This is a genomic window from Azospirillum formosense (assembly GCF_040500525.1).
In the GTDB taxonomy this organism is placed as follows: Bacteria; Pseudomonadota; Alphaproteobacteria; order Azospirillales; family Azospirillaceae; genus Azospirillum; species Azospirillum formosense_A.
Window position 1 is genome coordinate 1368106 of the sequence record NZ_CP159403.1, and the last position, 12167, is coordinate 1380272.

10 protein-coding genes are annotated in these 12167 nt (G+C 70.4%); 3 read left to right on the plus strand and 7 right to left on the minus strand.

All coding sequences use genetic code 11. The annotated features are described in order from the left end of the window. Positions 1–106: 106 nt before the first annotated feature. The 5 genes from ABVN73_RS19385 to ABVN73_RS19405 form a co-directional block, all read right to left on the minus strand. Positions 107–313: a DUF1656 domain-containing protein gene (locus ABVN73_RS19385; RefSeq protein ID WP_014198238.1), complete on the minus strand. Its 207-nt coding sequence runs from the start codon at positions 311–313 to the stop codon at positions 107–109. Beyond that, positions 310–2397, minus strand: a complete 2088-nt coding sequence (locus tag ABVN73_RS19390) for an FUSC family protein (RefSeq protein ID WP_353859884.1) — start codon at positions 2395–2397, stop codon at positions 310–312. Before ABVN73_RS19390 ends, ABVN73_RS19385 begins: the two co-directional genes overlap by 4 nt. Beyond that, positions 2394–3299, minus strand: coding sequence for an HlyD family secretion protein (locus ABVN73_RS19395; protein ID WP_353859885.1), 906 nt, complete (start codon positions 3297–3299; stop codon positions 2394–2396). Before ABVN73_RS19395 ends, ABVN73_RS19390 begins: the two co-directional genes overlap by 4 nt. 90 nt (positions 3300–3389) lie before the next feature. Then, positions 3390–3854: a MarR family transcriptional regulator gene (locus tag ABVN73_RS19400; protein WP_353859886.1), complete on the minus strand. Its 465-nt coding sequence runs from the start codon at positions 3852–3854 to the stop codon at positions 3390–3392. Between the two features lie 57 nt (positions 3855–3911). Beyond that, positions 3912–4811 (minus strand): LysR substrate-binding domain-containing protein, encoded by a 900-nt coding sequence (locus ABVN73_RS19405; RefSeq protein WP_353859887.1) that lies wholly within the window; start codon positions 4809–4811, stop codon positions 3912–3914. A 128-nt stretch (positions 4812–4939) separates the two neighbouring features. Here ABVN73_RS19405 and ABVN73_RS19410 point away from each other — a divergent pair, with 128 nt between their 5' ends. Both ABVN73_RS19410 and ABVN73_RS19415 read left to right on the plus strand, forming a co-directional pair. After that, a complete protein-coding gene (locus ABVN73_RS19410) occupies positions 4940–6133 on the plus strand; it encodes an MFS transporter (RefSeq protein ID WP_353859888.1) in 1194 nt (397 codons plus the stop codon). 41 nt (positions 6134–6174) lie between these two features. Further along, entirely contained in the window at positions 6175–6999 is an 825-nt protein-coding gene (locus ABVN73_RS19415) for an aldo/keto reductase (protein ID WP_353859889.1), read from the plus strand. 44 nt (positions 7000–7043) lie between these two features. Here the strand turns inward: ABVN73_RS19415 and ABVN73_RS19420 are convergent, their stop codons facing one another. Together ABVN73_RS19420 and ABVN73_RS19425 are read right to left on the minus strand one after the other, a co-directional pair. Continuing rightward, positions 7044–8825 (minus strand): SLC13 family permease, encoded by a 1782-nt coding sequence (locus tag ABVN73_RS19420; protein ID WP_353859890.1) that lies wholly within the window; start codon positions 8823–8825, stop codon positions 7044–7046. 33 nt (positions 8826–8858) lie between these two features. After that, a complete protein-coding gene (locus ABVN73_RS19425) occupies positions 8859–10877 on the minus strand; it encodes an AsmA family protein (RefSeq protein WP_353859891.1) in 2019 nt (672 codons plus the stop codon). 185 nt (positions 10878–11062) lie between these two features. On the opposite strand from ABVN73_RS19425, the gene ABVN73_RS19430 reads away from it, so the two are divergent. Next, the gene (locus tag ABVN73_RS19430; RefSeq protein ID WP_353859892.1) at positions 11063–12166 is read left to right on the plus strand and encodes a hypothetical protein; all 1104 of its coding nucleotides are present in this window, start codon (positions 11063–11065) and stop codon (positions 12164–12166) included. Position 12167 lies beyond the last annotated feature (1 nt).

Genomic DNA, 12167 nt, shown 5'->3' on the forward strand with positions numbered 1-12167 from the left:
GTCTCTAAACCTTACGGTTTGGATGGGAATGGGTGGTTCGGGGCGTCGGAGGGAAGTCCATAACAATAAGCGCCCCGATCCGCCTTTCCTCTCTCGGCGCAGCTCCCTACCGCAGCCACGCCGTCAGCGCCGTCAGCGCGCTCAGCACCAGCACATAGAGCGCCAGATCGAACAGCGGCGGGTGCCAGACCCAGCCGTAGAACCCCACCGCCCGCAGGCCGCGCCGCAGCAGGCCCGAGACGAACCAGGCCGCGATCGCCAGGATCAGCAGCGGGGGGATGAACAGCCCGTAGATGTCGATTTCGCCGATCATGCGGTCACCGGTTCGCGGAGCGATTCGCTGGAGGATTCGGGGGCGGCGAAGGTCAGGTGGGGGAACAGCGCGCGGCGCAGCCCGGCGAGCGCGATCACCGCGCGGTCACGCTCCGCCGACTGCGGCTCCGCCGACAGATTGGACAGGGCCGCGTCCATCATCGGCAACACCTCCGCCGGGGGCGTGCCGAGGCGGCGGCTGGAGAGGCCGCGGAAATGCTGCCCGACCGCGCCCAGCAGCCGCGCCACATGGGGCGCCGCCGGGCCGCCCAGCGCGCGGCGGGCGCGCTGCAGCTCCGCCAGGTTCAGCCCGACGCGCAGGTCGTTCACCGCGTCCGCCGCGGCCAGATCCTGCTGCGGACCGGCGAGCGCCAGCCGGGAGGAGAGCAGCCCGACGCGGTCGAGCATCCGGTTCTCGAAGCTGCCCACGGGAATGCCCGAACGGGCGGCGGTCATCGCCGCGATCTCCCGCCAGCCGGCGCGGAGCAGGCGCCGGGCGCTCCAGGCGGCGCCGACCGAGCGGCAGAGCTGGGTGACCAGCAGCGCCGTGGTGATCCCGACCACCTGGGCCACGTTGCTGTTCAGGAAGGACGCGAAGTCCCCCGACCCGAGGTCGAGCAGGCTGAGCGAGCCGACCACCCCCATCAGCAGGGCCATCGCCTTGCCCATGGTCGCCGGGCGGGCGATGAAGACCCCCAGCGTCAGGAAGGTCGGGGCGAGGCCCAGAACGAGCATGGGGAAGCTGTCGAAGGACGGCAGCACCACCAGCAGGTAGAAGGCGGCCAGCGGCACCGAGAGCAGCGTGAAGACGAGGAACAGCCGGATGCCCGGCGCCGGGTCGTCCAGCGAGGCGAAGAAGCAGCAGAAGACCGCCGTCATCATCGCCGCCGTCGATCCCGACGACCAGCCGGTGCCGATCCAGAAGGCGCAGACCACCGCGATCCCGAGCAGCGCCGCGAAGCCCGACCACAGCGCCATGCCGGCGTCCAGATGGAAGACGTCGCGCGAGCGGCGGCGGGTCAGCGGGTCGAGGCGTTCCGGCAGGCTGCTCTTGCCGTCGCGGATGTGCGCCCGCAGGTCGCGGCAGTCCTGGTGGATGTCCACCAGCGACCGCAGGCGGGTGAGCAGGTTGAGAATCGTCACCTCCTTCCAGCCGGTGCCCTCGCCGATGGGCGGCGACAGCCGGGCGATTTCCGCACGCAGGCGGTCGGCGCCACGCTCGGCGTCGTCGCCCCCGGCCGGTTCGCCGGCCACCCAACGGTCGAGATCGGCCAGCAGGGCGGAGACCTCGGCGGGCAGCTGGCCGCGCAGGGCGTCCAGCCGGTCCTCGATGCCCGCGGTCAACGGCAGCAGATAGGCCATGCGGTCCTGCATCGCCCGCACCGCCCGCGTCATCCAGCGCACCTCCGATGTGTCGTAGGGCAGGTGGGTCGCCATGACGCGCAGCTCGGTGATGTCGCGGGCAAGCCTCTGGCGCTCCTGCGCGTTGGCCACGCCCTCCGGCGCCGTCTCGCGCGACAGGGCCTCGCGCGTCCAGCGCTCCGCGTCGCGCAGCGTGGCGTCCAGCCGGCCGAGCAGCGCCGGCCCGACGCTCTGCGGGAAGACCACGCTGTGCACCACGGTGGCGCAGAGGATGCCGATCATGATCTCCTCGACGCGGGCCAGGCCGGTGTCGAAGATGGTCGAGGGGTCGGTCACCGCCGGGAAGCCGATCAGGCCGATGGTGTAGCCGGCCAGCATGAACAGATAGCTGCGCGGCGTGCGGTCGAGCAGCGAGATGAACAGGCAGACCGCCACCCACAGGCCGAGCGCCAGGGTCAGGACCTCCGGCGAATCGGCCAGCGCCGGCACCAGGGCGATGGCCCCGGCGCAGCCCAGCGCCGTTCCGGCGACGCGGAAGACCGCCTTCGACCGCACCGCGCCCGACAGCGGGCCGGAGACGATGTAGGCGGTCGCCATCGCCCAGAAGGGCCGCGGCAGCCCCATGGAGAAGGCGATGTAGAGCGCCGCCATGGCCGCCGCGAAGGCCTTGGCCGAGAACAGCGCCTCGCTCAGCGAGACCAGCTTCATTGCGGGAGTCTTCATTTCCTAGCCACCCGCTCGGCGGGCGCCCCCTGCTCCGTCTCCCGCACCACCTCGACGGTCACGGTGCGCCCGGCGACGAGGTCGCGGGGGTCGGGGACCTGCTCCAGCGCGACGCGCACGGGGATGCGCTGGGCCAGACGGACCCAGTTGAAGGTCGGGTTGACGTTGGGCAGCAGGCCGGTGCCTTCGGTGCGGTCGCGGTCGACGATGGCGTGGGTCACGCTGTCCACCCGGCCGGCCAGCCGCTCCGGCTCGCCCATGATGGTGACGCGGACCGGGTCGCCGACGCGGATGCGCGGCAGCTTGGTCTCCTCGAAATAGCCGACGACGTAGAAGGAGTGGCGGTCGATCACCGCGACCACCGGCTGGCCCGACGTCACGTAGTTGCCGGCCTTGAGCTGGAGGTTGGTGACGAAGCCGTCCACCGTCGCCCGCACCTCCGTCCGCTCCAGGTTGAAGCGGGCGAGGTCGAGCGCCGCCTCCATCTGGCGGGCGGCGGCGGCGGCCTTCGCCTGGGCGGAGACGACCTCCTGCCGCTGGGCGGTGGAGACGACATTGTTGCCGAGCTGCGCGTAGCGGTCGGCCTCGGCCTTGCGGAAGGACAGCTCTGCACGGGCGCTTTCCAGGTTGGCCTCGGCCTGGTCGACGGCGAGGCGGTAGCGGCTGGGGTCGACGACGAACAGGACGTCGCCCTTGCGGACCTCCTGGTTGTCGATGACCCGCACCTCGGTCACCAGACCGGCGACGTCGGAGGACACCTGCACCACGTCGGCCCGCACCCGCCCGTCGCGGGTCCAGGGCTCGTTCATGTAGTAATCCCACAGCCACCAGCCGCCGCCGACGGCGCCGAGCGTGATGACCAGCGTGACCGTGATCCGAATGAGGAGGGAGAAGAGTTTCACCGTGGTTCGTCCTTGCGCTCCACCGGCATGGCCGGGAGCGATCGTTCCATATCCCGCCGCTGCGGGACGCGCTGCTGTGTAGAACCCCCGTCAGCCCTTCATGGCTCGGGCGTTCGACTCAATCGCCGCCATGACGCGCACCGCGCCGGCGATCTCCGGGCCGGAGGCGCCCGCGAGCAGGCGGCGGCGCACGTCGTTCAGCGCGGCGTTCACGCGGGCCAGCAGGTCGCGGCCCTGGTCCGTCAGGTGCAGCGTCTTGGCCCGCCGGTCGTCCGGGGCCTCCCGCCGCTCGACCAGCTTCGCCGCCTCCAGGCTGTCGAGCAGCCGGACCAGCGACGGCCCCTCTACCCCCATCTCCTCGGCCAGCTCGCGCTGGCGCATTCCGTCGCCAAGTTCGTTGAGAAGCATCAGCGGCGAGATAACGGAGGAGGAAAAGCCGCTCTCCGCCAGCACCTTGTTCGCCTCCCGCCGCCACAGATGGGCGGCGCGGAACAGGTGGATGCCGAAGTTGGACGGAAAGTCCGGGGCGGGCGTGGACGGGTCGTTCGATTGCATGCCTATTTAATAGCTTTGCTATCTATTTCCGGCAAGGCGTCCCACCCCGCCACTCGGTCATTGCAGGCATGCGCGCATCCGCGGCGTCATGTGGTCGAGGAAGGCGCGGACCCGGTGCGGCACCCTTTCCCGCCCGGTGTAGACGGCGTGGATCTCCTCGCGGTCGACCAGCGCATCGTCGAGCACGCTGACCAGCCGCCCGGCGGCGAGGTCGTCGCGGATGTGATACTCGGCCAGCCGGGCCAGCCCCAGGCCGAGCAGGGCCATGTGGCGCACCGTCTCGCCGTTGTTGGCGACGATGCGCGTGTCGACCTCCCGGTCGACCAGCCGCCCACCGGACTTCAGCGGCCAGACCGCGGCGGCGCGGCGGAAGTTGAACCCCAGGCAGTCGTGGCGCTCCAGATCGGCGGCGCTCTCCGGCGTGCCCTTGCGCTCCAGATAGTCCGGCGAGGCCACGATGCGGCGCCGCACGTCGCCCAGCCGCACCGCCAGCAGCGCCGAATCGGACAGCCGCCCGGCGCGGAAGGCCACGTCGGCCCGCGCCGCGTAGAGGTCCACCACCTCGTCGGTCAGGGTCAGGTCCAGCCGGATGCCGGGATAGTCCCGCGTGAAGTCGGGCAGCAGCGGCAGCAGGCAATGCCGCCCGAACGGCACCGACACGCTGATGCGGATCGTCCCGGTGGGCGAGCGGGCGCCGCCCGCCACCTCCGCCTCCATGGCGTCGAGGTCGCCCAGCAGGCTTTCCGCCCGCTCGCGGTACAGTTCGCCCTCCGCGGTCAGGCGCAGCCGGCGGGTGGAGCGCTCGACCAGCCGCACGCCGAGCCGCTCCTCCAGCCGGGTCACCAGCTTGGCGGTGGAGGACGGTGTCATGCCGACCTCGCGCCCGGCGGCGCTGAAGCTGCCCAGCGCCGCGACGCGCAGGAAGACCCTCATGTCCCAGGCGCGGCTGTCGCTCATCGCACGGCCCTCTCATCGATCTTGTCATTCAATGACACAATCATGCGAAAACGGACGGCATTCCGCATCCCGGATTTTTGGCTCATCTGATGCGTCCTGCACAGCCTGCATGGATGGAGCCTTCAGTCATGCCACTCGCACTGCTGGCGCTGGCGATCAGCGCCTACGCCATCGGGACGACGGAATTCGTCGTCGTCGGCCTGCTGCCGACCGTCGCCACCGACCTGAACGTCAGCCTGCCGATGGCCGGCATGGTGGTCAGCGTCTACGCGCTGGGCGTCACCGTCGGCGCCCCGGTCCTGACCGCGCTGACCGGCGGCCTGCGGCGCAAGCCGCTGCTGCTCGGCCTGATGGGCCTTTTCATCGCCGGCAACCTGCTGGCCGGCGTCAGCCCCAATTACGAGACGCTGCTGGCCGCCCGCGTGCTCAGCGCCTTCGCCCACGGCGTCTTCTTCTCGGTCGGCGCGACCATCGCCGCCGACCTCGTGCCCGAGGACAAGCGGGCCTCGGCCATCGCCATGATGTTCTCCGGCCTGACCATCGCCATCGTCACCGGCGTGCCGATGGGCACCTGGATCGGCCAGCATTTCGGCTGGCGCGCCACCTTCCTGGCGGTCTCCGCGCTGGGCGTGATCGGCGTGCTGGGCGTCGCGGCCCTCGTCCCGGCGAAGCTCAGCCAGCCGCCCGCCGCCGGGCTGGCCACGCAGGTCCGCGTGCTGGCCAAGCCGCGCCTGTTGCTGGCCTTCGCCATCACGGCGCTGGGCTATGGCGGGACCTTCGTCGCCTTCACCTATCTGGCGCCGATCCTGGAGACGATCACCGGCTTCTCCAGCGGCACGGTCAGCCTCGTCCTGGTGCTCTACGGGGCGGCCATCGCGGTCGGCAACATGGTGGGCGGCAAGGTCGCCAACCGCAACCCGGTCCGCGCGCTGGCGTGGCTGTTCGCCCTTCAGGCGGTCGTGCTGATCGTCTTCACCTTCACCGCCTCCAGCCCCGTCCCGGCGCTCGTCACGCTGGCCGGCATGGGCGCGCTGGCCTTCGCCAACGTGCCGGGGCTCCAGCTCTACGTCGTGCAGCTGGCGCAGCGCCACGCGCCGGGCGCGGTGGACGTCGCCTCCGCCCTGAACATCGCCGCCTTCAACCTGGGCATCGCCGCCGGCGCCTTCTTCGGCGGACGGGTGGTTGACAGCGCGCTCGGCCTCGCGGCAACGCCGTGGGTGGGTGGGCTGTTCGTGCTGGGTGGGCTGGCGCTGACCCTGCTCAGCGGCGCGCTGGACCGCAGGGACGGGCGCCGCGGCGCCGCCGTCGCCCAGCCGGCTTGATGACAGTGAGAAGAACACCGCATTCGAGAGGATCGAGACCAATGCACAACGTCACCGCCAACGGCGCCTCCATCCCCGCCCTCGGCTTCGGCACCTTCCGCATGAGCGGCCCCGACGTGCTGCGCATGGTGCCGGAGGTCCTGAATCTCGGCTTCCGCCACATCGACACCGCCCAGATCTACGGCAACGAGAGCGAGGTCGGCGAGGCCATCAAGGCGTCAAGCCTGCCGCGCGGCGAGGTCTTCCTGACCACCAAGGTCTGGGTGAGCAACTACAAGGCCGAGGACTTCCACCGCTCGGTCGACGAGAGCCTGGCGAAGCTGCGGACCGATTACGTCGACCTGCTGCTGCTCCACTGGCCGAACGAGGCCGTCCCGCTCGCCGAGCAGATCGAGTCGCTGAACGCCGTCCGGGCCGCCGGCAAGACCCGGCACATCGGCGTCAGCAACTTCAACCGGGCGCTGCTGGACGAGGCCGTGCGCCTCAGCACGGCGCCCATCGCGACCAACCAGATCGAGTACCATCCCTATCTGGACCAGTCGGTGATGCTGGAGGCGGCGCGCCGCCATGGCCAGTCGGTCACCGCCTATTACGCCATGGCCGACGGCAAGGTCTTCAAGGACCCGGTTCTGACCGACATCGCCGCCCGGCTGGGCCGGAGCCCCGCCCAGGTGGTCCTGCGCTGGCTGGTCCAGCAGGAGGGGGTGATCGCCCTGTCGAAGACGGTCGGCGAGAAACGCGCCGCCGAGAACCTCGCCGTCCTCGACTTCGCGCTGTCGGAGGCGGACATGGCGGCCATCCATGGCCTCGCCCGCCCGGACGGGCGGATCGTCAGCCCGGACGGTCTGGCCCCCGCCTGGGACTGACGTGGCCAAGCAAGAAGCCCTCTCCCGTCCCGAGAGAGGGCGTCCTAATGCGGCACCATGGGCCAGAACAGCGCGATCGCCGTCGTTCCCAGCACGATGACGATCAGCGACAGCGGCAGGCCGAGGCGCGCGTAGTCGCTGAAGCGGTAGCCGCCCGGCCCCATGACCAGCGTGTTGCACTGGTGCCCGATGGGGGTGAGGAAGTCGCAGCCCGCCCCCACCGCCACCGCCATCAGGAAGGCGTCCGGCCGCAGGCCCAGATGGTTGGCGAGGCTGGCCGCGATGGGGGCCATCACCAGCACGGTGGCCGCGTTGTTCAGGAAGGGCGTCACCGCCATCGCCGCCACCAGCATCATGGCCAGCGCGCCGATCGGCGGCAGCCCCTGCGCGGCGACGGACAGCCAGCCGGCGATCAGTTCCGTCCCGCCGGTGGTGCGCAACGCCTCGCTGACCGGGATCAGGGCGCCCAGCAGCACAAGGATCGGCCATTCGATCGATTCGTAGGCCTCCTTCAGCGTGATCACCCGCAGCGCCGTCATGGCGACCGCGGCGCCGAAGAAGGCCAGCGTCACCGGGACGAGGCTGGTCGCCACCAGCCCGATGGTCACCGCCATCACGGCCAGCGCGATCCGCCGCTTGCGCCGCCGCCCGATGGACAGGTTGCGCTCCGCCAGCGGCAGGCAGCCGAGTTCGTTCAACGTGTCCCCCAGCCCCGCCGCCCGCGCCTGGAGCACCACCAGATCGCCCGGCTGGAAGCGGACCCGGCGCAGACGCTGGCGGATCGGCCGGCCGCGCCGGCTGAGCGCCAGCAGGTTGGCGCCGTAGCGCTCGCGCAGCTCCACATCCTCGACGCTGCTGCCGATCAGGGGGGAGCGCGGCTCCACCACCGCTTCGAGGACCGCCAGATCCTCGTCGCTCTGCACCCCCTCCAGCTCCTTCTCGTGCATCAGCTCCAGACCGGCGTGCTTCACGAGATCGCTCAACGCCTGGGTGTCGGCCTCCAGGACCAGCACGTCGCCGGCCAGAAGCACCCAATGGCCGGATGGAACGTGACGGCGGTGCCGCCCGCGGATGATCGCCGCGACCGTCACGTCGCCCTCGCCGTAGGCCTCCAGGTCGGCGACCGTCTTGCCGACGAAGGGCGACTTCTCCGGCAGAAGCGCCTCCGCCGTGTAGTCGTCGATGGAGAAGCCCCCGGCGCTGCCCGTGGCCGCCTGGCGCCCGGTGGGCAGCAGGCGGTAGCCGACCGCCAGGAAGACCACCCCCGCAACCGCGACGATCAGCCCGACCGGCGTGAAGTCGAACATGCCGAAGGGTTCGCCGACCATCTCGTTGCGCAGGCGGCTGACGATGATGTTGGGGGAGGTGCCGACCAGCGTCATCAGCCCGCCCAGCAGCGACCCGAAGGCCATCGGCATGAGCAGCAACGACACCTTCGTCCCGTTGCGCCGCGCCACCTGCATGGCGATGGGCATGAAGATGGCGAGCGCCCCGATGTTCTTGACCACCGCGGACAGCAGCGTCACCGCCCCGGTCAGCACGATGATCTGCGCCGGCACGGTCTTCATGCGGGCGCTGAGGGGGCGCATCACCTCCTCGACGATTCCGGAGCGGCCGACCGCGGCGCTGACCACCAGCGCCGAGCCGACAATGATGACGATGTCGTCGGAGAAGCCATTGAAGGCGTCCTTTGGCTTGACGATCCCGACGGCCACCGCCGCCAGCAGCGCCAGCATGGCGACGAGATCGTAGCGCAGCTTGTCCCAGATCAGCAGCGCGATCACCGCGCCGATGATGCCGAAGGCGAGTCCCTGGTCGAGCGTCATGCAGCCCTTTTTTGGGGAATTGTTGGTGCGTCGTTATTGGGATTTGCCGGAGGAGGAGCCCGAGGGAGCCGCCTCGCGCCCCTTGCCGGTCCCGCTGGAGCCGGTGTTGGCGTTCGACGGCGACCGGGCGTTCCGGACGAGTTCGCCGCAGTGTGGCTGCTCGTCGCTGCCTGGGTCAAGAAAAGGCAGGACGCTGGCCAGCGGAGTCAGCAGGACGCCCAACGCCACCGCCGCGGCGCCGCGGGCGGCCGATTCCGCCGCGTTCACCCCGATGTCCGGCGACCCCAGGGTGCCGCGGACATGGACCGGGACGTGGGTGGCGAAGATCTGGGGGCTCTTGGCGCGGCCCAGCACGGTCAGGTCCATCGCCTCGCTGCGCAGGTTGATCGTGCCGTCCGCCGTCACCAGCGTTTCCGGCGTGTCGAGCACCAGCGCGCGGCTTTCCACCAGCCCGTCCTTCACCGTCACGTCGGCGACCAGGCAGTTGAAGGGCAAGGGCTTGTCGCCGGACAGCACGACGCCCAGCGTTTCCAGGATGTTGGTCTTCAGCCCCTTCACCGCGTAGCTGGTGATCCGCCCGCCGTCCACCGCGACGCCCAGCTTCCCGTCCGACGCGCCCAGGATGTTGGCGACCGTGCTCCCCTGCCCCTTCAGCTGGATGCGCCCGCTGGCCGTGCCGCCCATCTCCTGCGCGAAGGCCGTCTCGCGGAACAGCCGGGCCAGCTTGATCTGCCGGACGTCCAGGTTCACGTCCAGCGCCGGGGTCTTGCGCCCGCCGTCCAGAACCGCCGTCCCGGCCACCCGGCCGCCGCCGACGCCGAGCGAGAGCGGGTCCAGCACCAGCCGGCCGTTCTCCAGCCTGGCCCGCGCGTCGAGCGCGTCCAGCGTGGAGAAGGGCGCCTCCACATGCTCGCCGCGGAACTTCACGTCCATGTCGGCGGTGCGCAGCTTCTCCAGCGGAACCTCGGTGGCCGGGATGATCCGCTCGCGCCCCTTGGTCGGGTAGTCGCCGCGGCCTTCCGGCGAGGCGCCGATGAAGCCCGCTAGATCGACCGCCGCCAGCTTGCGCGAGGTCAGGTCGCCGGTGATGCGCGGGCGCGGGCCGCCGAGATCCACCGCGACCTGCCCTGACAGGTCGCTTTCGCCGACCTTGCCGTTCATCCCCTCGAACCGCCAGACGTCGCCCTCGCGCCCGAGATGGCCGGAGATGGCGTAGGGCCGCGTCGTCGGCACGGGAATGCCCAGGATCGGGAAGACGTCGGCCAGATCGTCGCCGCGCAGCTCGACCGAGAGGTCGACGCCCTGGAGCAGCACCGGCTCGGCGATGGACCCCTCGATCTTGCCGCGGGTCTTGCCGATGGCGGTTTCCACCCGCAGGGGATAGGGCTTGGGATCGTCGCGCAGATACTCCAGCGAGCCGCCGGCGGCCGTCAGGGTGAAGGGCTTTCCGGCGAAGTCGCCCTTGCCGTCCAGCCGGACCTCCTGGTCGCCGTTGCCGCCGACCGCGGTGTTGATGCCGCTGTCGATGTCGATCTTGCGGATCGGGTCGCGGAAGCGCAGGCGCCCCTCCTCGACCACAAGCGTCTCGATGATCGGCAGGTCGGTGCGGTCCTCCGGCTTCACCGTTTCCTTCGCCGCCTCCTTGCGCGGGTCCGGCCCGCCGAAGTCCCAGTTGGCGGCACCCTCCCGGTTCTTCTCCAGAATCAGCTTGGGACCGGTGAGGCGGATCTCCGGAAACTCGAAATCGCCGCGCAGCAGCGGCCAGGGGCGGAGCTGAAGGTCGAGCACCCGCAACTCCGCCATCGTCCTGTCGTCGCTCCACTCCGCGTTGGCGACGCGCAGACCTTCGACGCGGATGCGCAGCGGGTCCCCCAACCGCACATCGAGATCGCCGTCAATGGCGACCTCGCGGTTCAGCGCCTTGGACGCCTGCCGGGCGATGAAGCCGCGGGCGTCGTTCCAGTCGAAGACAGCCAGGGCGATGCCGACCCCCGCCGCCGCCGTCACCACCAGCCCCAACAGGCCGTAGCCGATCCATTTCACCACGGCCATCCGACGCGCCCCCCTGCCTGCACCGCACCCTCTGGCTGAATAACGGGCAAAAGACCGGCGGTGTGGCGCCGTACCTCCAAAGGGCTTGGGAAAGGACGATCTTGTGCGGATTTAACGAAAAATTGAGCGAATCATGCTAGGGGTGGTACCGCGCGGCTTTCCACTTCCCTCCCGACCCGAGAACCATGCGTTCACTTACGAATTTTGCTCCCTCCACCTTCGAGGAGCGCGGCGCCTCCGTGGCCTTCACCACGCCGGTGCTGGCGCAGACGCGGGTGCGCAAGGACGACCGGGACAAGCTGGAGGTCCTGATCCCCAACCTGTCGGACGGGCACGGGGTCTATGTGGTGCCGTGGAAGGGCCTGCCGGTCGCCTTCCCGATGACGGTCCACGACCGCATGCTGCAGGACCTGATCCGCAAGGCGGACGGCTGCTCGCCGGACGACATCCGCAAGGCGGTGCTCCAGGCGGCGCGCTGCGGCCTCGCCGGGCCGCTGGCCGTCGAGGCGGCGGAGGCCGCGCTGCGCGACGAGGACGAGCAGCGGCTGCTCATCAACTACCAGCTCATCGTCGAGGTGCTGAAGGCGGTCGGGCTGGAATCCTCGGACATCCTGCGCGCCGGCCTCGGCTCCGAGAAGGGCGAGCAGTTGACCCGAAGCTACATGACCAAGGCGGCGCAGAGCCTCGCCCTGGAGCCGACCGAGCTGTACGCGCGGGTGGCGGAGCTTGCGACCTTCATGGAGCCGGTGGGCATCGTCACCTCGCCCAAGCCGGCGCGGCTGCGCCGTCTGGCGCGCGACCTGCTGCAGTTCCGCGACAGCATGACCGACTGGGCGAACGGCAGCGTGTCGGAGGCCGCCCCCATCGGCACCTTCTGCGCGGAGGTGGCGGAGCACACGCTCAACCAGGTCCGCAACGTGGTGAACCAGCTCGACCAGTCGGTGGCGGCCTTCGAACTGCTGCTGCGCCAGTGGGACACCAAGCGCACGCTGGTGCGCAAGTCGACCACCCGCCTGTCCTGGCTGCTCGACGGCTGGGATTTCATAATCACGAGCTGGGCGGAGGCCCAGACGCGCAGCAAGCACGAGCAGGACATGACCGTGCACGAGCTGTTCCGCGTGCTGCCCCTGCTGCCCAAGGACGAGGAGAAGTCCGACCACGCGCTGCTGGCCGACCGGCTTCTGGCCTCGAACCGCCGCACGGTGCGCGCCTATGTGGACTGGCGCAGCGGCCAGCTCGACATGGACCTCGTGATGCGGATCGAGGCGATCAAGGGGAAGGCGGCCTGAC

Bases quoted from the DNA above. Each gene is read 5' to 3' on its own strand.
- ABVN73_RS19385 (WP_014198238.1), bottom strand. From the start codon at position 313: ATGATCGGCGAAATCGACATCTACGGGCTGTTCATCCCCCCGCTGCTG.
- ABVN73_RS19390 (WP_353859884.1), bottom strand. From the start codon at position 2,397: ATGAAGACTCCCGCAATGAAGCTGGTCTCGCTGAGCGAGGCGCTGTTC.
- ABVN73_RS19400 (WP_353859886.1), bottom strand. From the start codon at position 3,854: ATGCAATCGAACGACCCGTCCACGCCCGCCCCGGACTTTCCGTCCAAC.
- ABVN73_RS19405 (WP_353859887.1), bottom strand. From the start codon at position 4,811: ATGAGCGACAGCCGCGCCTGGGACATGAGGGTCTTCCTGCGCGTCGCG.
- ABVN73_RS19410 (WP_353859888.1), top strand. From the start codon at position 4,940: ATGCCACTCGCACTGCTGGCGCTGGCGATCAGCGCCTACGCCATCGGG.
- ABVN73_RS19415 (WP_353859889.1), top strand. From the start codon at position 6,175: ATGCACAACGTCACCGCCAACGGCGCCTCCATCCCCGCCCTCGGCTTC.
- ABVN73_RS19420 (WP_353859890.1), bottom strand. From the start codon at position 8,825: ATGACGCTCGACCAGGGACTCGCCTTCGGCATCATCGGCGCGGTGATC.
- ABVN73_RS19425 (WP_353859891.1), bottom strand. From the start codon at position 10,877: ATGGCCGTGGTGAAATGGATCGGCTACGGCCTGTTGGGGCTGGTGGTG.
- ABVN73_RS19430 (WP_353859892.1), top strand. From the start codon at position 11,063: ATGCGTTCACTTACGAATTTTGCTCCCTCCACCTTCGAGGAGCGCGGC.